This window comes from Mesorhizobium sp. B2-5-11 (assembly GCF_006440835.1).
Taxonomy (GTDB): domain Bacteria; phylum Pseudomonadota; class Alphaproteobacteria; order Rhizobiales; family Rhizobiaceae; genus Mesorhizobium.
In genome coordinates, this window is sequence record NZ_VFUK01000012.1 from 114,320 (window position 1) to 138,930 (window position 24,611).

The 24,611-nt window shown below is 59.4% G+C and carries 17 protein-coding genes; 4 read left to right on the forward strand and 13 right to left on the reverse strand.

Translation table 11 applies throughout. The features are described from left to right. Positions 1-2 precede the first annotated feature (2 nt). Genes FJ490_RS27710 through FJ490_RS27730 form a run of 5 tightly spaced genes read right to left on the reverse strand, consistent with a single transcriptional unit; the run spans position 3 to position 4,866 of the window. Positions 3-1,013, reverse strand: a complete 1,011-nt coding sequence (locus tag FJ490_RS27710; RefSeq protein WP_140728636.1) for a thiamine pyrophosphate-dependent dehydrogenase E1 component subunit alpha — start codon at positions 1,011-1,013, stop codon at positions 3-5. Further along, positions 1,010-2,185, reverse strand: a complete 1,176-nt coding sequence (locus FJ490_RS27715) for a DegT/DnrJ/EryC1/StrS aminotransferase family protein (RefSeq protein ID WP_140513507.1) — start codon at positions 2,183-2,185, stop codon at positions 1,010-1,012. The genes FJ490_RS27710 and FJ490_RS27715 overlap by 4 nt, the downstream gene beginning before the upstream one ends. 22 nt (positions 2,186-2,207) lie before the next feature. Continuing rightward, the gene (locus FJ490_RS27720; protein WP_140498445.1) at positions 2,208-2,885 is read right to left on the reverse strand and encodes a PIG-L deacetylase family protein; all 678 of its coding nucleotides are present in this window, start codon (positions 2,883-2,885) and stop codon (positions 2,208-2,210) included. Next, complete coding sequence (locus FJ490_RS27725) at positions 2,882-3,544, reverse strand: sugar transferase (RefSeq protein ID WP_140513509.1); 663 nt, start codon at positions 3,542-3,544, stop codon at positions 2,882-2,884. The genes FJ490_RS27720 and FJ490_RS27725 overlap by 4 nt, the downstream gene beginning before the upstream one ends. Further along, entirely contained in the window at positions 3,541-4,866 is a 1,326-nt protein-coding gene (locus FJ490_RS27730) for a polysaccharide biosynthesis/export family protein (protein ID WP_181165374.1), read from the reverse strand. The genes FJ490_RS27725 and FJ490_RS27730 overlap by 4 nt, the downstream gene beginning before the upstream one ends. 254 nt (positions 4,867-5,120) lie before the next feature. Between FJ490_RS27730 and FJ490_RS27735 the strand changes: the two genes are divergently transcribed. Both FJ490_RS27735 and FJ490_RS27740 read left to right on the forward strand, forming a co-directional pair. Next, entirely contained in the window at positions 5,121-6,266 is a 1,146-nt protein-coding gene (locus tag FJ490_RS27735; protein ID WP_181171695.1) for a glycosyltransferase, read from the forward strand. Positions 6,267-6,332: 66 nt separating this feature from the next. Beyond that, positions 6,333-7,463, forward strand: a complete 1,131-nt coding sequence (locus FJ490_RS27740) for a glycosyltransferase family 4 protein (RefSeq protein WP_140498441.1) — start codon at positions 6,333-6,335, stop codon at positions 7,461-7,463. Positions 7,464-7,499: 36 nt separating this feature from the next. On the opposite strand, the gene FJ490_RS27745 is transcribed toward FJ490_RS27740, so the two are convergent. Then, complete coding sequence (locus tag FJ490_RS27745) at positions 7,500-9,797, reverse strand: polysaccharide biosynthesis tyrosine autokinase (protein ID WP_181165375.1); 2,298 nt, start codon at positions 9,795-9,797, stop codon at positions 7,500-7,502. Between the two features lie 279 nt (positions 9,798-10,076). On the opposite strand from FJ490_RS27745, the gene FJ490_RS27750 reads away from it, so the two are divergent. Next, the gene (locus FJ490_RS27750) at positions 10,077-11,417 is read left to right on the forward strand and encodes an O-antigen ligase family protein (RefSeq protein WP_181165376.1); all 1,341 of its coding nucleotides are present in this window, start codon (positions 10,077-10,079) and stop codon (positions 11,415-11,417) included. A 105-nt stretch (positions 11,418-11,522) separates the two neighbouring features. On the opposite strand, the gene FJ490_RS27755 is transcribed toward FJ490_RS27750, so the two are convergent. Both FJ490_RS27755 and FJ490_RS27760 read right to left on the reverse strand, forming a co-directional pair. Then, complete coding sequence (locus FJ490_RS27755) at positions 11,523-12,977, reverse strand: pectate lyase (RefSeq protein WP_140728640.1); 1,455 nt, start codon at positions 12,975-12,977, stop codon at positions 11,523-11,525. Between the two features lie 20 nt (positions 12,978-12,997). Continuing rightward, complete coding sequence (locus FJ490_RS27760) at positions 12,998-15,154, reverse strand: nucleoside-diphosphate sugar epimerase/dehydratase (protein ID WP_140728641.1); 2,157 nt, start codon at positions 15,152-15,154, stop codon at positions 12,998-13,000. A 436-nt stretch (positions 15,155-15,590) separates the two neighbouring features. On the opposite strand from FJ490_RS27760, the gene FJ490_RS27765 reads away from it, so the two are divergent. After that, positions 15,591-16,469 carry a sulfotransferase domain-containing protein gene (locus tag FJ490_RS27765; RefSeq protein ID WP_140728642.1) on the forward strand — a complete coding sequence of 293 codons (879 nt, stop codon included), beginning with the start codon at positions 15,591-15,593 and terminating at the stop codon, positions 16,467-16,469. Positions 16,470-16,567: 98 nt separating this feature from the next. Here the strand turns inward: FJ490_RS27765 and FJ490_RS27770 are convergent, their stop codons facing one another. From FJ490_RS27770 to FJ490_RS27795, 5 genes are all read right to left on the reverse strand, one after another. Continuing rightward, positions 16,568-18,766 carry an acyltransferase family protein gene (locus FJ490_RS27770; protein WP_140728643.1) on the reverse strand — a complete coding sequence of 733 codons (2,199 nt, stop codon included), beginning with the start codon at positions 18,764-18,766 and terminating at the stop codon, positions 16,568-16,570. A 154-nt stretch (positions 18,767-18,920) separates the two neighbouring features. Beyond that, the gene (locus FJ490_RS27780; RefSeq protein ID WP_140498434.1) at positions 18,921-20,138 is read right to left on the reverse strand and encodes a glycosyltransferase family 4 protein; all 1,218 of its coding nucleotides are present in this window, start codon (positions 20,136-20,138) and stop codon (positions 18,921-18,923) included. A gap of 6 nt (positions 20,139-20,144) precedes the next feature. After that, positions 20,145-22,076, reverse strand: a complete 1,932-nt coding sequence (cysN, locus tag FJ490_RS27785) for a sulfate adenylyltransferase subunit CysN (RefSeq protein ID WP_140513523.1) — start codon at positions 22,074-22,076, stop codon at positions 20,145-20,147. Further along, positions 22,076-23,071 carry a sulfate adenylyltransferase subunit CysD gene (gene cysD / locus FJ490_RS27790; protein WP_224619688.1) on the reverse strand — a complete coding sequence of 332 codons (996 nt, stop codon included), beginning with the start codon at positions 23,069-23,071 and terminating at the stop codon, positions 22,076-22,078. Before cysD ends, cysN begins: the two co-directional genes overlap by 1 nt. Further along, positions 23,072-24,475: a lipopolysaccharide biosynthesis protein gene (locus FJ490_RS27795; RefSeq protein WP_224519136.1), complete on the reverse strand. Its 1,404-nt coding sequence runs from the start codon at positions 24,473-24,475 to the stop codon at positions 23,072-23,074. Between the last annotated feature and the right edge of the window lie 136 nt (positions 24,476-24,611).

Consider the following 24,611-nt stretch of genomic DNA (forward strand, 5'->3'; position numbering starts at 1 on the left):
GATCAGCCCCGCGCCAAGGCGGCCGCGGCGGCGGATTCGACCGCGCGGTCCACGACATTCAGGCAGTAGGCGTCGATCTCATCGGCGTTGGCAACGCGCCGGCGCATCGGGGGTATGGGATCTCTGGCTCGAGCTTGCTCAAGACGCTCCGCCGGCCTCGTATCATCTCCCTTGCTGTGGGGGCCGATCCGCTCGGTTCGCAAGTAGAGCCAGCAAGGGCGGGATTCGGCGCGTACATAGCCTACGGCTTCTTGGGCGAGCTCATATATCGCGATCGGATCGTTGCCGTCATAGGCGAATGTGCGGACGCCGAACGGCTCGGCCCTGGCGACGATCGAACCGGAGACGGTCAGATGCTTGGGCGTCGTCTGCGCGATCTCGTTGTCCTCGATCACAAAGACCACCGGGGCGGCGAAAACAGACGCAAGGTTCAGGCTCTCGTATACGGCTCCCTCGCCCATCGTGCCGTCGCCGAGGAACACCACTGCGACGGCGCCCTCGTCCTTTCGCGCCAGCGCACTACCAACTGCGACGGGTGCGATGCCTCCTTGGATGCCATTGGAGTGGAAGTTGCGGAAGCACAGGTGCTGGCTGCCGCCGCGTCCGCCGCAAATGCCGGTTACACGCCCCATGATCTCGGCTATCAGGCCCTCGACTTCGCCCGAATAGGCAATGAAATGACCGTGGCAGCGGTGGTTGCTCCAGACAATGTCGCGGTCCCGGTCAAGAGCGTTTATCACGCCAACCGCATTGGCTTCCTGTCCAATGGACGTGTGCGTCGTGCCGAACAGGAGACCTTGGGAAAAAAGATCGAGCAAGCGCTCCTCCACGAGCCGGATGAGCATCATCTGCTGATAAAATCGAACCGCGGCTGGCAGTTCGAATCCGAGCAAACCACGCTCTGTAGGGGCAAGGGTGAGGTTCCGCGCTGCTGACGACGTCACTATCTGCAGCTCTGCCAGAGAAGACGCTGGAACGGTTTCATCCTTCCTGATCGCGCGTTCCTTTGTCATGCTGCCTCGAGCTGGCGCGAAGCCGTAACAAGGATTGACCGCGCCGTCGACGCGGCAGCCATGGTCTCCTCGGTCGTCCAGGACGGGTCGACCAGAAAAGCCATACTCGTTTCACCGAGCTGCCGTGCGATCGGCAGACGTTCGGGCGGCGCTACCCCGGCGTCCGCGAAGGCATGTTCAAGATAGATCTCAGAGCAGCTTCCAGAGAAGCATGGGACGCCGGCCGCATTGATAGCCGCAATCAACTCGTCGCGCGACCATCCGGGGGACAGCATCTCGGGCTTGATATAGAAATAGCATCGGTACCAGGCATGCTTATGCTCCGAACCGAGCTGGGGCGCGTGCAGCATCGGCAATTCAGCAAGCGTCCTCATCCAGATGCTGGCATTTCGCTCGCGTTGGCGAGTCCAGTCGGGTAAGCGCTCGAGCTGCCGCAAGCCAAGCACTGCCTGGATTGATGTCATGCGCCAGTTGGTGCCGATGCTGTCATGCAGCCAGCGAAACCCTGTCGCCCTATGGGGGGCAAAGACCAGATCGTAGTTCTTGCCGTGGTCCTTGAGGCTCCAGGCAGCGAGCCACAATTTCTTGTCGTCCATTGCGACAAGCCCACCTTCGCCGCCCGTCGTGATGATCTTGTCCTGGCAGAACGAGAACGCCGCTATGTCGCCGAAGGAGCCAATCGGTCGTCCGTTGTATTCGGCTCCATGCGCCTGGGCGCAATCTTCGATGACTTTTATGCCGCTGCGCTTTGCGAGTTCCATGATCGGCGCCATGTCGCACGGCCAGCCGGCAATATGCACGACGATCACTGCCTTTGTTCGAGCCGTTATCTTCGGCGCAATCGTCTCGGCGGAAAGGTTGCCCGAACTCGGGTCGACATCCGCGAAAACGGGCGTGGCGCCGGCAAACATGACGCAGGCGGCGGAGGCGACGAAACTGCGGGGCGTGACGATCACCTCGTCACCGGCGCCGATGTGGAGAATCTTCATCGCAAGATCCAGCGCGAGCGAGCCGTTGGCCAGCGCCACCGCGTGACGTCGGCCGAGGCTGCGCGCATAGGCGCGTTCGAAGGTCTTCACATGGTCGCCGGTCCAGGCGTTCACCTGGCCGGATCGCAAAACCTCTACCACATCGGTTATTTGTTCTTCGTCGTAGATTGGCCAGCGTTTCATCGCAGAATACTCCAGCTAGAATTCAAATGACGTTTCGCAGAAGGACAAAGGCCTCGGCCGCCCTCAGATGGGCGGCGGTGCCCCTGACGATCGCAAGCGCCCGCAAGGTTTCGATCGAACGCTCATGCGGGAAATCTCTGATCTGTGAGGCGAACATCGACGCAGCTTCGAGTTTGCGGTCCAGCGTCGATGCGATGTCTATGAAGACGTTCGGCACGAAGCTCGGCGTCACATAGGGGGCATTCCAGTTCGTTTCGGAGACGGTCTCGTAAGCCATGATCGTCCGCGGATATTGAGATTGGGTCGGGCGAGCCGCTACCAGCGATGACAGGAAGATCAGCTGGTGGTCCATGTGCACATCACCGACGAAAGGGATGAGCAACGTATCCGGCACGACATCCCGCAACAGGGTCAGCAGCGCCCTGTTGAGCGTCGCGTGCGGCGTCTCGGCGATCTGCGCTGCCGGCAGATCAAGCCAATGCGTCTGTTGCACGCCCAAACAGGCATGCGCCGCCTTGGCCTCGCTGCGAACCCGTTCCGTCATCTCCTCTGTGAAGGCGGGCGGGCTGCCTCGCGTAACCACTGCGACATGAACTTCTGCGCCTTGGGCAGCCATCCGGGCTATCGTGCCGCCACACCCCAGGACCTCATCATCAGGATGCGGTGCGATCACCAGAAGTCGACCGAGTGCTGGGTTCATGGCCGGACCGTCCCGGCGGGCATAGCCTTCAAAGCATGGTCGACATGGCGGCGGTCGACACGTTCGCCCAACAGTGCCACTTGGACAGTCAGAACCAGTATGTGCAGATCGAGCCACAGGCTGCGGTTGCGCACATACCAGAGGTCGAGCGCTAGCTTTTCGCTGTTGGTGAGGCGGGTATTGCCGTTCACCTGTGCCCATCCGGACAGGCCGGGGCGGACCGTGCCGCGAATACGCCCCAGCTCGCCGAATTCGGCGATGGTGGCCGGGAGCAACGGACGGGGCCCCATGAAGGCCATGTCCCCCCTGGCGATCGAGAGAAGCTGCGGCAGCTCATCGATGCGGACGGAGCGCATCAATCGCGTGGCCGGCGTCTCACGCAAAGCGTCGGGGAGCAGCATGCCATTCCCGTCTCGCCCTTCGTGCATCGTACGAAACTTGCAGATCACGAACGGGCGACCTTCCAGCCCGCTGCGAGACTGGCGGAAAAACAATGGACGGCCGACACTAACCCAGACAATGGCAGCAGCCACGAGCCATAGCGGCAGGCTGAGAACCAAAAGGATCACCGCTGCGATACGGCTTGGTATGGCCCGGCCAAGCGGAACGCGCGCAGTCCAGCCGCCGGAACGTGCTGTTGGGGTGCTGAGGCCGATCATTGCGACGGTCCGACCTGGACGGAAGAGGTCGTCGCCAAGGCAGTGGCTGAACGGCTTGTCGTGTCCTGGGCGCTATCCAGGCGGTTTATTGACACAAGGATCGTATCTCCGGCCGCAACCGGATCGTCGAGGGTCGCCACCTTTGTGGCGGTCTGGCCATTTACCTTGCGGCGGATCTGGTAGGTGAACGTGATGGAGTTGTTGCTGCGTGTCTGCTCCGCGGCCAGCGAGCTCAACAGCAGGATCTGTTCCTCGGTCGATTCTCGAACCGCGATCAGGCGCTCGATTTCAGAGTTGTGGGCCTGGAGATCCGTCAACGCCGTGTGTGTCCATGTCTGGGTGGCGTCATCCAGGTCGCGCTGCAACTGGCTCAATTCGCGGCGCACCGTTGATGCCTGATTGTAGATTTCAAGCAGATGGGATTGCTGCGTGGTCGCTTCGCGCTCGGCGTTCGAGAGGTCTGTGATTGTGACGAGACCTTTCTTGTTAAGGCCCCTGATGCGATCGAGATCCGCCTGTGCCGAAGCGATCACTGTCTTTTGTATGTCCGAAAGCTGTTGAACATTGGCGAGGGCAACATTCACTTCTTCGATCCCCGCCGAGAGCTGCTTGCGACGTGTCGTCAGCGCATGTTGATCTGCTTCAAGGATGCGCTGCTCGGTAGGAAGCAGCGTCGCGAGCAGGTTGGCGTTCATGAGGCCCTTGATCTTGGCAGGCAGATCCAGTTCCGAGATCTTGTCGCTGTTTGCCAATTGGGCCTTGATGCGCGCAGCGGCGACCGCCTCCTTGGCGATCTCCACCACGCTTTCATCAAGAGCTCCGCGCAACCGGGCGCGTGTTACGACGCGATCCTCCGCCGTGGCTCCCCCGGTCGACTGGCCGCCCGCAAGCGCCACCGCCTGCTCCACATTCAGTGCCGGCTGGTAAGGAAACGAGCCCGGCGCCTTTACATCCCCAAGGACGAAGATCGGGCGGAAGCTCACCACCGCAAGAGCTATATGCGGGTCATTGAAGAGTTCACGCTCGATGAATGCCTTACGGATACGACTCAAGGCGTCGGGCACCGTCAGGCCGCCGACTTCAAAGCTGCCGATCAGCGGAATGTTGATCGCGCCATCGCTGGCGACCGTGAGTTGTTCGGCGGGAAGCGCGTCGTCGATGAAGTCAAACGACACCACATCGCCGACCGAAACCTTGTAGTCATCGTCCGCCGCGGCCCAGGCATCAAGCTGGGAAATCAGAATCGCTGCAACCGCAAGGATCGCAATACTGGTGGATCCCAATGCTTTCGCAAGGAATGTACTGGTCCACGCGCCTGTCAATCGCCTGCTCCGCGCCGCATTGCAATAAGATGCCATGGAAGCCCACCATAGAATTTTCCTGCAAAGACCCTAGCGACACCTGCGCGAGGACAATGAGTCATACCTTTGGTGGAGCGGTGACAACCTTCGGTCTGGTTCCCACCTAATTTGGCTAACTGGATGTCGACTGCAACCAACGTATGGTGCGGCTGGATACTGTCGGACGATTGAATGCTTCCTCAGGGCGGAGCGTTGCAGACAGCTGGGAAGCTTGCGTGCACACAAGTGTTCTTCACACCATTACCAGTCTCGACGTCGGCGGCGCTCAGGTCATGCTTGCCCGTTTTCTTGGCCAGGTCGACCAAAATCGCTTCTCGACTTCAGTTCTGTCCCTGCTTTCACCCGGTCCGGTGGCTGCAAACGTAGAATATACAAGATCGGGGCTCGTTTCGCTCGACATGACGGAACGGCCGCGACCGCGCGATGTCGTTCGGCTGACGCGGTCGATAAGACGGGCGGCCCCCGATCTTCTTCACGGATGGATGTATCACGGCAACGTCGCGGCAACGCTCGGCTCGACGCTAGGGCTCAATTTCTCGCCGGTCATCTGGAGCATCCATCACACGGTTCGAGATCTCGCCGACGAGAAACCATTGACGCGCCAATTGATACGGCTCTCGGCCCGCCTGTCGAGGCGCACCAGCGCGATCTCATATTGCTCGCGCGTCGCCGCCGATGATCACGAGCGCCTGGGCTTTGATCCGCGCCGGAGGGTGGTTATCCCGAACGGGACGGATTGCGATCAATTTTCCCCCTCGGCCGACGCCGGTGCGAAGCTGCGCCGCCTGTTCGGCTTGCCGCCCGGACGGCTGATGATCGGCCATGTGGCACGCTTCCATCCCATGAAGGACCAGGTTAGCCTGGTCCGCGCCATCAGCCGGCTCCTGGAACAGGGATACGACGTTCAGGGCATATTTATCGGGGAGGGACATGCCGACGGCCCGGTGCGGCGCACCGCCCGTGAGCTCGGCATAGACGACCGCATTACCACGCCGGGCATCCGCGCTGACATCGCCGACCTCATGCCGGGCTTCGACGTCTACGCGCTTTGCTCGGCTTGGGGCGAGGCATTTTCCCTTGCCGTAGGCGAGGCGATGGCCAGCGGCGTGCCGGCGGTGGTTACCGCGGTCGGCGACTCCGGCTGGCTGGTCGGCGACAGCGGCGTGGTCGTTCCACCGGGAGATAGTGAAGCTCTGGCCGCCGGATTGATCAGGCTTGTCAGCCTTGAACCGGCCGAGCGCCGCGCCTTGGGTCAACAAGCGCGTCGTCGCGTCATGGAGAACTTCTCGCTTTCCCTTTACGTCGGCAGGCACCTGGAACTCTACGAAGCAGCTCTAGGGCGTCGTCGCCATATCCGATAGGAGCGGCTGGTGGTTGCTGTGCACATGAATGGTCGAGATTCTCCTCGCGCCCCTGTGGACTATGCGATGCGCCGCAAGCGCATCGTCGTCATTGCGAGCCTGACGCGTTCGCTTGTCAACTTTCGTCTCGAATTGTTGAAGGCCATGGTCGCTGCGGGGCATGATGTCATTGCGCTCGCCCCCGATGAAGATGAGCGGGCGATCGCCGGTCTCAAGGCAATTGGCGTGACCTTCCGACAGATTCCGATGGCCAGGACGGGTACCAGTCCGCTGGCCGATTTGCGAACGCTCAAGGCGCTTTACAAGCTCATTCGTGGCTTGGCGCCCGAAATCGTCCTGGCGTATACGATGAAGCCGATCATCTATGGTGGATTGGCTGCCCGCCTTGCCCGTGTACCGCGCCGGTTTGCGCTCTTTACAGGCTTCGGCTTCATATTCAGCGGCAGCATGACGGGACTGCGCGCAACCATCTTGCGCCGGTTGAGTATTGGTCTCTACCGCTCGGCTCTGGTCGGCTGCGAAGCAGTTTTCGCTTACAATGACGCCGACGCTTCCGACATCCGGCGCCATGGGATGGTTTCTGCGACGACGCCAGTGATCATGATCCCAGGTTCAGGAGTGGACCTGACACTGTTTGCCGCAAGCCCCCCACCTTCAGGGCCTCCCGTCTTCCTTCTGATCGCTCGCTTGCTTCGCGAAAAGGGAATTGCCGAGTTTGCTGCCGCCGCGCGTATCCTGAAGACCAAGTATCGCGCTGCACGCTTTCAGATTCTCGGGCCCTTCGATCCCAGTCCCCTCTCCATCTCGAAAGCCGAAATGGACCAGTGGACCAAGGAAGGCGCCGTTGAATATCTCGGCGAAACACACGACGTCGGTCCCTATTTGACCGCGTCCACCGTGTTCGTGTTGCCGTCCTATTACAGGGAGGGCATTCCCCGCAGCGCGCTGGAAGCCTTGTCGACCGGTCGGCCGATAATCACGACCAACGCCCCTGGCTGTCAAGAAACGGTGATCGAGGGCGAGAACGGTTTCCGGGTCGAGCCGCGAGACGTGGAAGCTCTCGCCTCGGCGCAGCGGGCTTTTCTCGAGGATGAGGAACTCGCTGCAAAAATGGGCGCCAACTCAAGAAAGCTCGCGGAAGACCGGTTCGATGTTCACAAGGTGAACCAAACCCTGCTCGAGGCGATGGGGATATAGTCGGCCGCGCCTGATCGGCCGCGCGGCCGATGGCGGTCAAGCGGGAAAATAACGACGAATCTGCTGCCGTTTCAAATAGGCTTTCCGCAGGGCACCACGGGCCTGTCGGAAGGGGTCGACGCGGTTGAACACCCAGCCGATCGATGGACCGCCGGCGAACCGCAGGCGCTCGACAACCTGGGAGAGAGCCTCTTGCGTGGTGTTGTCGCACGCGGCCACGACCACGACGGTATCCACCGAGGCGGCAATCCTGATTGCGTCTTCGACGACGAGCACAGGCGGCGCGTCGATGATCACCACGTCGTATTCGAGCCGGAACGCCTCCAGCAATTTCGCGAATTGGCTGGAATTGAGGAATTCAGGCAAGGTCTGGTCGTCGGCAGATGGCGCCAGCACATCCAGTCGCGGAACTTCAGGAAGCGTCTGAACGATCTCTGCCAGGGTGCAACCACCATGTAGGTAGTCGTTGAGTGTCTTGTCGGCGGGCCCAAACTGCATGGCGCTATGGATGCTGCGGGTTCGCAAATCCAGATCAATCAGCGCTGTCAGGGCGCCGTCCATTCCAGCTGCCACGGCGAGGCCCATGGCCGTCGTTGTCTTGCCTTCCTGTGGTAGTCCTGAGCTGACCAGGATCACCTGTTTGCTCCGGCCACCGTTCATCCGGGTGCAGGCCATGTACAGCGACCGGAAGGCATCGGAGAAGGCCGACCGTGGTTGCGACAACAAGGTTTCAAGAGGAGGCGTGGCGCGTTGCAGGAATTTCTTGGGCAGTTGCGGAATCGACGCCAGCAGTGGCGCACGGATAAGCTTCGATACCCGTTGTGACTCGCGTATTCTCACATCCATGCTTTCAAGCGTCAGCACAAGGATCAGGGCTAGGATCAGCGACGCGGCGAAACCGCCTGCCGTCATCAGACGAAGTTTGGGAAAGGAAGGGCTCGTCGGAATCTCGGCAGCGGAAACCGTCCGCACGCCGGGCTCGACCGCCTCGGAAAACGGATCGAGGCTGCCAAGCCTGCCTGATACGAGGTCGTAGAGCTTCTGCTCGGTCGACAATTGGTTGTTCAGTTCCCGAAGCTTCGCTTCCGCCAGGCTCCTTTGCCGTAGTTGCTCGTTGGACTCCTCCAAAGTCTTGGCGAGTTGGTTGACCCTGCCTTCGTTGACGCGGACGTCGTTTTCCAAGATTGCGATCGTACGCAGCATCTCCTGAGAGATCATCGCGCGGACGGCCGCTACTTTTGCATCCGCCTCCTGGACCAGGGGATGATTGCGCCCGTAGTTGCTGGCCAGTTGCGCGCGATCCCTCATCGCCGTCGCTTCGTCGTTGCGCAGGGATGTCAGGAAGTCCGATGAGAGCAGGGGATCGACGTTGGCGCCCGCGTCGCCGGTCTTGGCCGCCAGCCTGACCTGGGCGAGGCGCGCCTGCGCTTGCGTGTATTCACCTCTGGCGGTGCTGAGCTGCTCGTTGCTTTGCTGGATCGAGGCGCGCAGCAGATCATCGCGTGGATCGCTGGATACGCCGTGTTCTCGCGCATATTGGGCGATCTGGCCTTCTATGGCGGCTATCCGTGACGCAAGCTCCGTCGATTGCTGCCTCAGAAAGCTAACGGCGTCCTTGATGTCCTGCCGCTTGTTGTCCCGGGACCATTCCACGAACAGTTTGGCCGTCGCATTGGCTATCAGGGCCGCCCTCGACGCGTCGTCATTGAAAAAGGAGATCGTCATCGCCGAGCTCTCTCCGGACCGGTCAACCGAAACGCTCGACAGATACGATGAAATCGCCCGATCTTGCTGAACCCCCTTCGATGGCAGCGACGCGGGATCCTGCGGGTCGGCGCCGGCGACAAGGCTCCATAGCGCTCGCGGTATCGAGACGATCAAGCCGACGGCCTGTGACAGCAGTCCAGGGCCCGAATCCGAAGGGGAAGCTCGGCTCGCGGCTGGTTTAAGATAGGTGTTGAAATCCGGGTCCTTGATGAGGTCCAGTCTGTCGACGACCAGGCTGGCAAAGACACGAGAGGTGATCAGATCCGCCTCGGTGTCCATTCGCGACTTGTCGGGCTGTTGATTAGGCTGCGCTTGTGCGGTGTCGAGAGGATTGGGATCGTCGGATTCGACAACGATCATCGAGCGAGCGGTGTACGTCTTGGGAAGTTCCATGGCCGTGATGAGCGCGAGAGCGGTGCCGGTAGTCACGACCGCAAGGATCAAGGGGAGGCGCCTTCGGAAAAGCGTGTAGAGCTCGCGCGGGCCGAAAGTGCGTTCCTTCGACGGCTCGATCGGCTCTTGAAGAAATGGTTCCAGACGGCTCCACACGCTGTTGTCGTCTATCAAGCTCACAGATCCCGCCCCTTTTTGTTTGTCTTCGACTGGTCCAAGCCGGCCCTGCCACATCGGACCTGGAGGCTACCCAACATCGAATTCGCGACTTACCGCGACGACAGTTTTAACATGGTTGCGCGGCCGCAATCGCGCTCAAGAGGCTTAGCCGCAAAGGCGACATCATCCAAAAGGATAGCGTAACCGGCCCGGGCCCTATCTTGGCAGATAGGCTGAACTGCAGGCCCAATGAGGGCTGGCGAAAAGGACTCTCAAGCAGATTCAGGAGTGAGGATGAACTACGCCAGGGCTCCTCGCCATTATTGGACAAGGCCCGGCCCCAAACCGGCCGTCACATCGTTGCCAGAGGTAGCCGGGAGACTCGGGCTCTGGTTCGCCGTGGCGTCCGTCTTTCTCACGCCCTTCAATATTCTTCGGTTTGATGCATTCTATTTTACCATCAGCGACGGCTTCGCTCTCGCGGCCGTATTCGCAGCCATACTCGGGAAATCCTTTTCGATCTCTCCCTTGGGCGCGGGGACGTTTCTATGGAATATCGGCATCGCCCTACTATGCGGGATGCTGCTGCTAAGCAGTCTGATCCACGGAGATCCGCAGCGAGGCTTCATCATCTCGGCGCAATATCTGTACGCTTACTTTCTCCTGGCCTTCATGATCGTGTCGAGGCCCTGGGCGGAAATCGTTCTCTTGATGAAATCATTTCTTTGCTCGATCGCCGTGATGTGTCTGCAGGGGATAGTGATAATCGACATCCTCAAGCAACGCGGCACCGTCTTTGTCAGCGGCAATGGTCGTTTCCAGGGTTGGGTGGAACGCGAGAATGAGTGCGCAACGCTGATAGCGCTCTCTGTCCCGCTAATGTTGTGGCTGGTGGCGTCAGGTTGCATAAGGCCTCGCTGGCTTTGGGTCGGACTGCCGCTTTTTGGTTATGGCATTATTTTGACAGGATCCAATACCGGCCTGATCGGCCTTGTCTTTGCGGTCACCATCTTCGTAGTCGCGACGGGCTCGTGGCGCCGCATCATTTCTTTAGCGGTGACCTCGCTCGCCGCATTCTTCATTGCCGTTACCTGGGGCCGCGACTTCTTGCCCGAGGTCTTCCAACACCGCGTGCTGAATGCGCTGCAGAATGGTGACCTCGATGAGGCTGGCACGTTTGCAGACCGTATGCGGCTCATCCATGAGGCCATTGGCAAAGCGGACAATAATTCACTGCTTGGTATCGGTGCCGACCAGTATCGGCAGGTCAGCGAATTGCACGCCCCGGTCCACAACACCTACCTCCTCATATGGGTCGAGGCAGGGCTGCCCGGATTCATCGGTTTTCTGCTCCTGCTCGTGGCAGGCATCACCATCGCCATCCTTGCCGCTCGGAGTCGTGAAGGCAAGGTATCCGCCATTTGCACGGCGACGACAGTTCTCCTCTTCGCGGCGCTGGCAAATGCGCTACCACATCTTTACAGTCGTTTCTTTCTCGTGCCTCTGCTGCTTGGAATGGCGCCCAGTGTTGCGATTTTGCGCGACGGCCCAGCTTCAAGAACGGTCACGCGCTTTCTTCGCGGTACTCGCTCCAAGTACGGTCGTTCGCGGCCTTTCCTACGCAGGCCGATCTAAGGGGCCCACCAGCCGAGCTTTCCAGCTCCTACAAAGGCTAAAATCGGCGCACCCGGAAGATCTGGTCAGGGTCTCCCCATGGCAAGAGCGAGCGATATATAGAAGCTATTTCGCCGGCTCTGATGCTTGCGCGGAGATGAAACGAGCGAGGGCGAACACGCCCTCGACGAAGTCTTCTCCCTCGATAAACCGGCCCTCAACCCAGCGTCCCTGGGTATCCTGACTGTCGACGAGCTGACGCACCTTTGAATTCAGTTCGCCAGCACTCAACTCATCCGCGGCACTGATCCACAGTCGTTGACGTGAAACTCTCTGCCCCCGCGTTGCACTCTCGAGCCGAGCGAACACCGGCTCGATCTCTGCACCGGTTTTCATGCCGTAGTGTTTCAGGAGGTCCATGTCGTCGAACGTCACTTGGCCGCCCTCATCGATGTAAAGCGGCCGGTTGGTGTTGAGTTCGTAGAAACGTGCCCAACTGCCGTCGGACAGGCGCGCCGCCTGTAGCCAGGTGGCTGCAGTCGTCGCCGCGTGCAGCAACCGCGCATCCCTGTTTTGCTCGTTCAACTCGATCAGGTAATCAATATTACCGGCGGTTTCGCGCGAGACGACCGCTGGCGGCTCAAACCTGCGCCCCCAAACCGGCTGCATGGAACGATCGTAACCCTGAGCCCAGCCCTGTTGTGGCGCGGGTAACTGGGCTGCAAGGAGAAAATCACCGACCTTCTCCGCCGCCTTGAGATATGCGGGATCGTGATATGTGCGGTAGGCGTTGAGAAAGAGACGACCCATATCGCGGGGAAGATTGTCGTTGATGATGAAATAGGGCGGACGATCAGGCTTCTGCCACTCGTGAGACCAACTGGCCGGAATACTCGCCTTGGCCGCAGCCTTTACATCCGCCCCAGGCGCGGCTCCCTTGAAGAAGACCGGGAAGGCCCCATTCGGGTATTGCACCCGCATCAATCGATGAAGCGCCCTGTCGATGCAGGAACGGACGTCCGGATCCGAACCGCCGCTCGCCAGGTCGAACCACATCAGAAAATTCAGCACGCTCTGTGTGTTGTTGTCATCGAGGACAGTCTCGTTGCGTTGCGGATTGTCCTTGATATCGCGACAGGTATTCCCGCCTACCTTCAGTGCGCGGTAGCACCATGTCGCCGCCTTTTGCGGGTCGGTCTCGATCTTGTAAAACCATCCGCCGGACTCCAGCTGAGTCTTGACCAGAGCGGTTGCCACGACCTGGGCAGACTGAAGCCATTGCTTGTCGCCGGTAACCTCGAAAATGCGCAGGAACGCAGCGCCGACAGCCGGCGTACCAGGCGGCTGCACCCAGCCAACGCTCGCGGGCACGGTACCGCCTTCGCCCACCCTCTTTTGGCCGTCGAGGGAATATTTCCATACATAAGTTCCCGCCACACCGAGATGATCGCGGAAATAGGCCCCGGCAGCCTCGACCGCCTCCCGTGCCTCGGCCACTGTCGGCTGAGGTTGAGGCGCCCCGGCCAGTGCGGTGCCGCACGACAGCGCGACAAACAGAGCCGAGGCAATATGCCTTAGCACGGCAGCGCTCCCGCTGGGCCTCAAGCGGCCGCCTCGTGTGGACGCGTGGTTGCCTTGGCTGAACCGAGGATCACATGAGGCACGAATGGCGCCGTCACCGCCGCCGCAGGCTTGGCTTCGTCTCTGCGGTAACTGGGAAGCATATCCGCAACAAGATTTAACACTCCCTCAGTGTCGCCGGCCCTCGCCAAGCGACGCAATTGCGAAAATCCCTTGCGAAGCGTGTCAAGCGGCATCGCGTTGGGCACGGCGCCCAAGACTCCGGAAATCGGAACGTCGACACGTCTTTCGCTTTCGTCGAAGAGTTCCTCGAACAGCTTTTCTCCCGGCCGGCAGCCGACAATCTTGATCTTGATGTCCTCATCCGGCCGAAATCCCGCGAGCTTGATCATGCGGCGCGCCATGTCGATGATCTTGATTGGCGCACCCATGTCGAGAACGAAGATTTCGCCCTGTCCGAGTTTTTTCTCCAGACCATGGGCCGATGCCTGCAAGGTCAGTTCAACCGCCTCGCGTATTGTCATGAAGAAGCGCTTCATCTCCATGTCGGTCACGGTCAGTGGACCGCCGTGGGCGAGTTGGCGCTTGAATAGCGGGATCAGCGACCCGCTCGAACCCAGAACATTGCCGAAACGAACGGTCATGAAGCGGACGGGGGTATCGCCGGCGGTAAAGGCGAGGTCCAGGGACTGGCAGTAGAGTTCCGCTAGGCGCTTGGTAGCGCCCATGACACTGGTCGTGTTCACAACCTTGTCGGTGGATATCTGGACCATTGCCTTGGCGCCGCAAAGGCGGGTCGCTTCTGCCACGTTCATAGTACCGATGACGTTGGTAAGAATGCCCTCACAGGGATTCAACTCGACCATCGGCACATGTTTGAGCGCCGCCGCGTGGAAGACCAGGTCAACGCAATGGCGTCGGAAAATCTCGCCCAGGCGAACAGGGTCGCGTACGTCGCAGATATATGGCTTCCGGCGCACATTCGGGAATTTCTCCGCCAATTCCAGATCGATGGCGTACAGATTGTACTCGCTGTTATCGATCAGGACCACTTCGGTGGGGCCGAGCGCGGCAATCTGCTGCGTGAGCTCTCCGCCGATCGAGCCTCCGGCGCCGGTGACGACGATGCGCCTGTTTTCGATCATTCGGGACAACGCATCTTTATCAAGAACCGCCTGCGGCCTCTCCAGAAGGTCGGTAAGTTCGATGGGGCGCAAGTCGAAGCGACTCTGATATTTAGGATTGCGCAGTTCCAGGACCGGGGCGGGGCGAGAGACAGCGATGCCCAGACGGTCGGCCCGGTCGATCAGCGCTTCAAGCATCGGGTCGACGAGGCCAGGCACCCTTTCGGTGAAAATCACGTGGCGGGGCCTGATGCCGCGACCTTCCAGATCGCCGATGACCATGTCGAAGTCTTCGATGCTGCCCAGAACCGGCACGCCACGCAGGAAATAGCCCTCTGTCGTTGCGCCATTATCGAGCACGCCGACCGGCCAATGGCGTGCATTCGGATCCCGCTGCAGCGCGCGAATATAAAGATCGGCCGCATCGCCTGCACCGATCAGCAGCACAGGGACCACGTCGCGTCCGTTTCTCGCTCTGTTCGCAGTCGGACCAAAGCGGCTTAGCTCAACGAGCTTGGAGCGGATGCGAACTGAAATAAGCAGCGGCACGAGCAACAGAAACTGGATCACTATCACCGAGCGCGGGATCGAATCGAGCCGTGTAGCCACAAACATCAGGAACACGAAGGCCAGCGATGTGACGAATGCCGCGCGAACGATACCGAGCATGTCGCCGACAGAAGCATATCGCCAGTTGCGGGTGTAGAGGCAAGTCACCGGGAAGACCACGGCGCATGTAAGCAGGAAGCAAGGGAGTGCGAAGAGCAACGAAGCGTGGCTTTCCGGACCGGTGAATTCTCCATCAAGGCCCAATCGCATGAATGAAGCAAACGACAGTGCCGCCAGCGCCAGGGCCAGATCGATGATGTAGAGATGAAGGTTCTTGCCAACGGCCTTGGCGCGCCCGGTCACCCGCCGGCGCAAGTAAGACAGCACATGAACAATCGTCCGCGGTTTGCTGACGAGACGGCCGAGAGCGATCGCAGTGGCCAGCAAAAGGGATTGGCCTCCCAGTGGACTGATTGCCTCAAACGGCTGATCTGACTGGCTCATTCTAGACCTCGACAAAGCTTACCCGCTGCGCCCCAAGAGAGCGCGTCAAGAGATGCGGCTGTTTGAACTCGCAGGCACAAATCCGTGCCTGCCAGTCCCTTGCTCAATCAAGAACAGGTTGGCCTGCAATCGTTCGGATTCGAGGCTACGATCTTATCGCTGCTATGGGGCGCTTTACCCGCTTTCTAAGCAACACATGCTTTTGTGCATGTGGGGCTATCGGAACTGCAAGCGGACTTTGCCGCGTTAATCCAAAGAGGTACTCCCATCAGTCCGGGCCAGCCAGCTAGCTAGGTCTCGCTGCACCGACGCAATGGCTTACAATGGCGGAGATTAAAATGGTCGCTTGAGTTTCGGTCCGGCGGTCCCGTTCTTCGGGCACTTCATTGTTGACGCCGCCAATGCGCCAAACTCACGCTAGCAGAGGAAGCTTTCTATGCTCGGACAGTTGAAGAACAATCTTCGCGACGCTACCTTTTTCCTTGGCGAAGCCGTCGTTCCAAAGAAAATACGCTACTCGGGTCCCCTGGGAGCGTTGCGCCGCCAGATGATCTTTTGGTCGCGAGACTCCTTTGTGCTTTCATACCCGAAATGCGGTAGAACGTGGCTGCGCACCATGGTTGGCCGCGTCATCGACAAACACTACGGCCTTAACCTGCAGAATCCGATGGAAATCCAGCATTTCTGGAAGATCTCATCGAATATTCCCTGCATCGGCTTTTCTCACGACGACAGCCCAAACCTTAAGCGTCCCAGCGAAATCCAGGTCGATAAGTCAAAATATTCAGGAAAAAAGATCCTATTTCTGGTTCGGGATCCGAGAGACGTGCTTGTTTCATATTATTTCGACGCAACGCACCGAATGAAGGTGTTTGACGGAACGATCAGTGAGTTTCTTGCCCAGGATGTCGGCAGCATTGATTCCATCATAGCGTTCTACAACGCTTGGGCGCACAACCGCGATAAGGTGAAGGCATTTCAAATGCTGTCCTACGAACATATGCGCCAAGCTCCAAAATCGGCGCTTCGCACGGCGCTAGATTTTCTGGGCATTCAGGGCATGCCGGAGATGATCCTCGATGAGGCGACAACCTTTGGCTCTTTCGAGAATTTGCGAAAGATCGAAATGGCAGACGCTTTCGGTCACGAAAGAATGCGCCCGACGGACCAGTCGAACCCCGACAGTTTTAAGGTGCGCCGGGGTAAAATTGGCGGTTATGTCGACTATTTCAACAGAGACGAGATCGCTTACATGGATGAGAGAATTTCCAGCTCTTTGGACCCGTATTTCGAAATATACCACCGCAAGGCATAGCGTCGAGCTCTACTGCAAGGGGAAGCCTTGTCGCTTCCGTGCTGGGACGTCGCATAAGACATCCCGGTCGAAAAAATCCACGGCTCTTCCTTCGCCTGTCATCGGTCATTTCCCCACCGTGCTTTGATGGCGTCCATGATCAAAACGTTGAGCTTGGACGCCCCGGTCTCGCTGAGATGGTTATCGTCCCGATAAAAAATCTGAGAGCCTCGATTGGCGAAACAGCGCTGTTGATCGCAGAAGGCCTTCTCCGGATACACACGCACGAGATTTGGATCGGATCCGACATTATCGTATAATGCGTATGTCCGTTGCGTTCGCCGGCGGAAATCCCCGTAGGACACCGAAATCGGGTCCGCCTGCATATAAGCTGCAGGATCGTTCTGGCGTCTGGCCCGCATGAGAAGCACCTGCGGGACGTTCCAACCCATCTCCGGGACAGGATAGACTAAGACAACTTTCACCCCGCGCTCCAGAAGTGTGTTTATGGTGCGGGAAATGGCCGTGGCGACTGCAGCCGGATCGGCGGGCCCGGTTTCACCCAGCTTGGCCAAATGCGGGTGATCGTCGCCCGGCTCGATTCCCCCCTCGCCATTGTTGTAACGGCTCTGCTCCACGAGAATGGGGAGACGCCACAAGAGCACGGCTATCGGTCGCTTCAGCCTGCCTATGTAGTCGAGCCTCTTGTCATTGTAGTCGCCTGGACAACCCGGTTGGTCCACGTCGACCCTTTGCAGACCGAGAAGAAATACGCAGCCGCCTCGATTGAGCGGTGTGAACGAGGCGATATCTCGGTAGTCATCGAGGCTGTCTCGCATCGGACCAAGCAGAGTGCGAGCGTGAGAGTCACCCAAACTAACAAGAGCATAGCCCTCGGGATTCGAGCCATGAAAGGTACAAGGGCCCTGTTCAGGCGCAAAGTTGAGACAGCTCTTCCCGTTCTGAAAGATCTGAGCCTCGCGAATATCGGATGCAGCGGCAATCGGGGCCAGGCCGTCTGCAAAACGACTTGGCAGGCCATTTTGGACATACCAGTAGTATCCGCCCCCGCTGAGTAGTACGGCCCCTAGTGAGGCAATCAGCCATATAACGTGCCTGCTGGTTCGCTTTCTGCTACGGGTCGGAATCTCGACGAAGCGGTAAGTCGCAATGGCAAGTATAACTGACATAAAAATCCAACAAAGTACCATCACACCACCGACAGAATCGGTTGCGCTCATTCTGCCGAAAGCAAATATCGGCTGATGCCAAAGATAAAGGGAATATGATATCAGGCCGACAAATACAAACGGTTGGGAGGAAAGCGCTCGTGTAATGGGATCGCCGTGCCCTGTATACCAGATAAGCAATGCCGTTCCTGCAACCGGGATCAGCGTCACAAGTCCCGGGTGGTGCCACTGCGGCCGCATCAGCGGCACCGAGCAGATCAGGAGCGCCAAACCGACCGCAGGCGCGACTCGCGAAGAGCGCATCGACACAAGCCGGCCGCCAGTCAATTCACGTCTTGCCAGAAACACCCCCAACCCTAGTTCCCAGATTCGGGTTGGCAGTAGAAAAAAAGATGCGTCCGGGAAATGCCGCGTCATCCACTCCGCAAGAATGAACGAAACGACGAGCCCAATGCACAGGATGGCTGTTAAAAATTTCCGAGAAAATTTCCACACCAGTAGAAGAAAGCAAGGGAAGATCACGTAGAACTGTTCTTCGACTCCCAAGCTCCAGGTGTGAATTAATGGACGAAAAAGATTGTCGGCTGCGTCATAGCTCGCAACATGCCAGAAATATAGATTGGAGGCTGAAAACACGGTTGCCAAAAGGCTCGCCGAATAGTCTCTAAAGGCACTCGGCAGCATATATAGCCAAGCGAAGGGGATCGTTACTGCTAAGACGGTATACAGCGCAGGTAGGATCCGTCTCGCGCGACGCTCGTAAAAATTGGCGAACGAGAAAGTCCCATCCATGACTTCCCGCTGTACAATCGAGCCAATCAGATAGCCGCTAATAACAAAAAAGACATCAACCCCAATAAAACCGCCCGCAAAGGGGTCAAGGCCCGCGACGCGAAGCCCTGAATGGTAGAGGATCACCAGAACGACTGCGATCGCCCTCAGGCCGTCAATTTCGCGGCGATATCCAACTTGACCGGCCGGGGTCGTGGCCACGATCCCACTCTGGGCAGCTCCCGTGTCTTGGTTCGCATTGCGAGCAGGATGATGGGCTTCGTACGGCAGACCTCGATCAATGCCGGGGGAACCATATGTCAATGGCGCAGCTGACTTTTCGTGAAACTCACTCATGTCAAAGGAGGCCCTTCCCTTGGATGCGTCTATCAGGATGCCGGCGTGCTGACGCTCGGATCGGCCTGAAGCTGCTGCTGCAGCCAGGTCGTTGTGCTTTTTGCGGCTCCGATGACAAGGAAATCGATGTGCTCACCCGCATTGCGAAAATCCTTTAACCGCCGATTTCGCTGGTTAGGTCGGTCGCCAAGCCGGCTTTGCGGGAGCAAAGCGCCCTGTCATAGATCTTCATGACATTTTCGACATGGCGGTGCGTGCTGTAGGAGAAGAAGGCGTGGTCGCGGGCTGCATCGCTGATCCGGGCCCAGAGCGGCGGATTGGACAGCAACCGCGATAGCGGCTCCATGAAGGCCCCGGCGTCTTCCGGTGTGACCAGAAATCCGGTCCGCCCGTTCTCGATAGCTTCCGGATTGCCGCCATGATCGGTTGCAACCACCGGCGTCCCAAGAAACATCGCCTCGATAAGGGTTCGGCCGAAGGGCTCTCCCATGGCGGGAACCACCAGAACATCCGTTGCCGCGAGGAAAGGTTCGATCGGGTTGCGAAAACCCATGAAGCGCACCGTTTGGCCGAGCCCGCGCTCGGCGCAGCGCACGCGGGCGGCCGCTTCAAGATCTTGCGAGCCCGCGGGTGAATTCCCGAACACGCAGCCGACGACCGGGATTTGCGGATGCTCCCGCACGAAACGATCAAGGATATCGATGAAGAGGAGCGGCCGCTTTCGTTCGATCAGCCCGCCGATGAAGCTCAGGACGCGTGTTCCTGGTGCAAGGCCTAGCTCGTCCAGAAGTGCGGCCTTGGCCGCGATCCTGTCAGGCACAGTCGACGGATGGTCGAAGGGACTATGGATGACGCTGAGCCGTCCCTTGAGGGATCTGATCGGATGCCGCGGTCGCGAAAATCGCGACACCGTCACCATGCGATGCGCGATGAGCGGCGCAAGCACGTTAGCGCCCTTGGCGTCGGGGTCGCCGCGATGATGCCAAACCAGCCGAGCACCTGCCAGCCTCGCCGCAATGCCCCAATTCACATGCGTCCTGCCGTCATTGGTGTGAACGATATCGAACTTCTGCTCCTTGATGAAACGCCGCATGCGCGGAAGCGTACTGGTCAGATAGGTCATGACATCGCCGGGGATTATTCCCTTTCCAGGCGAAGTCGTCGGCAGCGGAAAACCCGTGAAGGGCTGGCCCTCCATTTGCAGAAAGGCCGCCAGAGGCCCGGCCGTTTCCTGAAGCACCAGAATCGGAACGACCTTCGATGTATCGAGGTTCTGGATGAGCTTGAGCGCCGAGATGTGGCTTCCACCGACATCATCACCGATAAATGGAAAGCAAACCCGTATCGGCCCTTGGCTAGCTCCTCCAACCATCGCCTGTTACCCGGTCGCGGTTCCGAGGTAGCTGCCTCGTTCGAGGTAGCTGACGATCACTTCCGCGGCCTCCTCGGCGCTCAGATCCGGCGTAACCGTGATCTGTGGCGCTTCCGGGCGCTCATAGGGACTGCCGATGCCCGTGAAATTCTGGATCAACCCATTTCGGGCGCGTCGATAAAGGCCCTTCGGGTCGCGGCTTTCAGCGACCTCCAGTGGTGTGTCGATGAAGATCTCGATAAACTGCCCTGGGCCGAAGAGGTCGCGCGCCATCCGCCGCTCCGCCTGGAATGGCGAAATGAATGAAGTGAGCGCTATCAGCCCCGCGTCGACCATCAGCTTGGCGGCCTCGGCGACGCGACGAATGTTCTCCACGCGATCCGCGTCGGTAAAGCCGAGATCTCGATTCAAGCCATGGCGAACATTGTCGCCGTCCAGAAGGTAGGTGTGCCTGCCGATCGCATGGAGGCGCTTCTCCACGAGATTCGCGATCGTCGACTTTCCGGAGCCCGACAGGCCTGTGAACCACAGCACCACGGGCTTTTGACCTTTGGCGATCGCCCGCGCATTCATGTCGACATCCAGTGCTTGCCAATGGACGTTGTTCGCCCTGCGCAGACTGAAGTCGATCATTCCGGCACCGACCGTGTGGTTGTTGATCCGGTCGATGACGATGAACGCGCCGGTTTCGTGCACGTTGGAGAACGGGTCGAAGGCGAGCGGTGCCTGTGTCGTCAAGTTGACGAAGCCGACGTCGTTCTTCTCGAGGGTTTTTGCTGCCAGTTTTGCAAAATTATTGATGTCAACCCGGTGTTTTATCTGCGTAACGCTCGCACCCACCACGCTGGTGGCGAGCTTGATCAGATACGGGCGGCCGGGGATCAATGGATCCTCGTGCATCCAGAGCAGATGGGCCGCAAACTGGTCTGACACTTCCGGGCGCTCCGCCGCCCCCGCCAGGACGTCGCCGCGAGAAACGTCGATCTCGTCTTCGAGCGTCAGCGTGACAGCCTCGCCGGCCGCTGCCTCCGACAGGTCTCCGTCCTGGGTGACGATGCGCTTGACCAGGCTCGTCACGCCGGATCGTGCCACGACCACACGGTCTCCCGGCCGGATCACGCCGGCGGCGATGGTGCCGGCAAACCCGCGAAAGTCGAGGTTCGGGCGATTGACCCATTGCACCGGCATCCGGAAAGGCGCGCTACGGCGGTCTCGTTCCACCTCGACGGTTTCCAGATGCTCGATGAGCGTCGGGCCCCGATACCAGGGCAGGTTCTCGCCTTTCGAAAGAACATTGTCGCCATAACGCGCCGACAGCGGGATGGCATCCAGAGACGCGAAGCCAAGCGGTTCCGCGAAGCTTCGATAGGTCGCCTCGATCTCGTCGAATACCGTTTGCGAATAATCGACCAGGTCGATTTTGTTGACCGCAAGGACGACATGCCGGATTCCGAGCAGCGAAACGATGAAGGAATGTCGGCGTGTCTGGGTCAGAATGCCCTGCCGCGCATCGACAAGAATGATCGCCAGGTCGGCATTGGATGCGCCAGTAGCCATGTTGCGGGTGTATTGCTCATGGCCGGGCGTGTCGGCGACTATGAATTTGCGCCGTTCCGTGGCGAAGAAACGATAGGCCACGTCGATCGTAATGCCCTGTTCGCGCTCGCTGGCCAGACCATCGACCAGAAGGGCGAAGTCGAGATCGCCGCCGGTTGTGCCGTGGCGTTGGGAATCGCGGGTAAGTGTGGCAAGCTGGTCTTCCATCAGCAGCTTCGTGTCGTAGAGCAGCCTGCCGATCAGCGTCGACTTGCCGTCGTCCACGCTGCCGCATGTCAAAAATCGCAGCAGGCTCTTCTTCTCGTGGACAGCAAGATATTGCGAAGTGATCTCGTCTATCGAAGAAGATTCGAGTTCCGCGGTTTGAGCAAAACCCAGCATCAGAAGTACCCCTCGCGCTTTTTCTTTTCCATCGAGGTTGCCTCGTCATGGTCGATCAGCCGACCTGATCGCTCGGAGGTCCTCACGACAAGCATTTCCTGGAGCACTTCGGGAACAGACGCGGCAGTGCTTTCAGTGGCCGCGGTGAGGGGATAGCAGCCAAGCGTGCGGAAGCGTACCGAGCGCATTTCGGGGGATTCGCCTGGGCGGAGCGGCAGACGATCGTCGTCCACCATGATCAACTGTCCGTCGCGCTCCACCACGGGGCGTTTGGCCGCGAAATACAGCGAGACGATGGGGATGTTCTCCCTCATGATGTACTGCCATATGTCGGTTTCGGTCCAGTTCGAGAGAGGAAAGACCCGGACGGACTCCCCTGGTTTCAGCCGGCCGTTGTAGAGGTTCCATAGTTCCGGGCGCTGGTTCTTTGGATCCCAGCCATGGCTATCGCTGCGCAGCGAAAACACCCGTTCTTTCGCGCGGCTCTTTTCCTCGTCGCGCCGCGCGCCGCCGAAAGCGGCGTCGAAGCCGAGCGAGGTCAGTGCCGATTTCAGCGCCTCCGTCTTCATGATCTGCGTGTAGGTCGACGAGCCATGTGTAAATGGCGTGATCCCTTCGGCCAGGCCGGCCTCGTTGCGACGCACCAGTAGCTTCAGGCCAAGCCGCGCGACAGTCTCGTCGCGGAAACGGATCATTTCTTTGAATTTCCACGTCGTGTCGATGTGGAGAAGGGGGAACGGCAGTTGCGACGGATAGAAGGCCTTCATCGCGAGATGGAGCATTACGGCCGAGTCCTTGCCCACCGAATACAACATCACCGGGTTGCGCAGTTCGGCGACGACCTCGCGAATGATATGGATTGATTCAGCCTCGAGTCGTTGCAGATGTGTGAGCCACGAAGGAGAGGAAGGCGAGCGCCGCTGCGCTGCAGGCAAAGTGACCAGGGCTTGAGGTGCCTGGGCTTGAGGCGCAAGAGCTTGAGGTGCAAGAGACATCTAGATCGCCTTTGAAGGGGCAAGACTTGCTTGGTTGAGAGCGTCCGCCGGCGGGGTTTGCCGGTCGGGATGATGGGCGGTCTTGAGCGCCTGTCGCAACGAAAGCGCCAGGCCGAAGGCCCACAGAATGCCCAGGACGATATGGGCAATATTGCCCCCCATCGCGCCGATCCGCGGGATGAGCAGGAGGGCCGTCACGTGGAAGGCGGCTGTGGCAACGACAACAATGCGCAACACCTCACGTTGCCGGCCCATGGCAAGCAGCGCCGAGCGGGCGGCTGAGCCCGAAAGCACGAACGTGACCGCCACCATCTGCACGATGACGAGGCTGGCTGCGCCTATGAACTCCGGTCCCGCGGTCCAGGCGAGCAGCGGCCGGATGAGCACCGCCACGACCAGGACGCAAATGACGCCAAAGCAGAGCAGCATGGCTTCGGTCTGAAAGATCACCCGCTTGAATTCCTCGATGCTGCCTTTTGCCCAAAGGCGGGCGACATCGGGATAGAGAACGTTTTGCACCTGCGGGCCTACTTGCTGGCCGACGCGGCCTATACGCTTGGCGATCTGGTACAAGCCAGCCGAGGCCGGGTCGGCTAGCCATCCCACCAGCAGCGTATCGAGTTCTTGCGCGCTCGCGCGCAAAGTGAGTGAGATGTTCGACGACCACGCGAAATTCCAGATGCCAGGGAAGCGGCGTGTGATGCCGGCCAAAGGCGCGCCCAGGACATTGTGGACACCCTGCCTGTGTAGCGCGCGCATGGTCAGCGTCAGGAGCGCCAGGGAGCCGAGGATCTGCGTTCCGGCCCAAACCGCCGTGAAGTAAGCGAGATCGCCGTTGAGCAGCACGCCGAGCAGACACAGCAATACGCGCAGAACGGCGTTGAGCAGCTGCCCATAGGCGAGGAGGCGAAAGTTGCCGGCCATGCGTTGGACAGCCACGGGGACGCCGGAAATCTGAAATAGCAGAACGCTGGAGTAGAGAACAAGAAGATGCACAATTTGCGTCGACCAACCGAAAACCGGCGCAATGAGAAGGGCCGCGCCAATGGCGACGACCCAGGCGCTGACAGCGGCGCCCACATCGATAAGCAGGCCGAACTTCATGAGGACGCGCAAATTCTCGTGGCCCTCGGATGCGTTCATGCCGGCTGCGTATTTGATAATTGGCTGCCACGACTGGAAGCTGACAACGCGCTCGACGACCCTTGTGAACGCGATGATCAATGCAAGCTCACCATAGTTCGTCACGCCAAGCGCTCGTGCTGAAAGCGTAAAGGCTACAAGCGCCAGCAATGAGCCAAGAAAATTGCCGGTCAGAAGGTGTGCGATATTGGCCAGGCGCGTGCGGCCCGCACTCTTGCGCCTGGCAGCTTGCAGCACCCGTCGAGCCAGTCTTCCGATCATCGCAACCGTAGCCAAAGTCGCCCCGCTCATTCTTGATCGGCAGTACGCGTCCCTTGGTCGTTCTCCGGGATTGTTTCTGCCGATGCATCCATCATCGGCAGAAACCAGAAAGCCGCCACGACCAAGTTTGGTCCTG

What these genes read in the sequence shown, in the direction of transcription:
- FJ490_RS27725 (WP_140513509.1), bottom strand. Translation starts at nt 3,544, where the DNA reads ATGATCGGCCTCAGCACCCCAACAGCACGTTCCGGCGGCTGGACTGCG.
- FJ490_RS27720 (WP_140498445.1), bottom strand. Translation starts at nt 2,885, where the DNA reads ATGAACCCAGCACTCGGTCGACTTCTGGTGATCGCACCGCATCCTGAT.
- FJ490_RS27740 (WP_140498441.1), top strand. Translation starts at nt 6,333, where the DNA reads ATGCGCCGCAAGCGCATCGTCGTCATTGCGAGCCTGACGCGTTCGCTT.
- cysN (WP_140513523.1), bottom strand. Translation starts at nt 22,076, where the DNA reads ATGCTGGGTTTTGCTCAAACCGCGGAACTCGAATCTTCTTCGATAGAC.
- FJ490_RS27760 (WP_140728641.1), bottom strand. Translation starts at nt 15,154, where the DNA reads ATGAGCCAGTCAGATCAGCCGTTTGAGGCAATCAGTCCACTGGGAGGC.
- FJ490_RS27795 (WP_224519136.1), bottom strand. Translation starts at nt 24,475, where the DNA reads ATGATCGGAAGACTGGCTCGACGGGTGCTGCAAGCTGCCAGGCGCAAG.
- FJ490_RS27770 (WP_140728643.1), bottom strand. Translation starts at nt 18,766, where the DNA reads ATGAGTGAGTTTCACGAAAAGTCAGCTGCGCCATTGACATATGGTTCC.
- FJ490_RS27715 (WP_140513507.1), bottom strand. Translation starts at nt 2,185, where the DNA reads ATGAAACGCTGGCCAATCTACGACGAAGAACAAATAACCGATGTGGTA.
- FJ490_RS27750 (WP_181165376.1), top strand. Translation starts at nt 10,077, where the DNA reads ATGAACTACGCCAGGGCTCCTCGCCATTATTGGACAAGGCCCGGCCCC.
- FJ490_RS27710 (WP_140728636.1), bottom strand. Translation starts at nt 1,013, where the DNA reads ATGACAAAGGAACGCGCGATCAGGAAGGATGAAACCGTTCCAGCGTCT.
- FJ490_RS27780 (WP_140498434.1), bottom strand. Translation starts at nt 20,138, where the DNA reads ATGGTTGGAGGAGCTAGCCAAGGGCCGATACGGGTTTGCTTTCCATTT.
- cysD (WP_224619688.1), bottom strand. Translation starts at nt 23,071, where the DNA reads ATGTCTCTTGCACCTCAAGCTCTTGCGCCTCAAGCCCAGGCACCTCAA.
- FJ490_RS27765 (WP_140728642.1), top strand. Translation starts at nt 15,591, where the DNA reads ATGCTCGGACAGTTGAAGAACAATCTTCGCGACGCTACCTTTTTCCTT.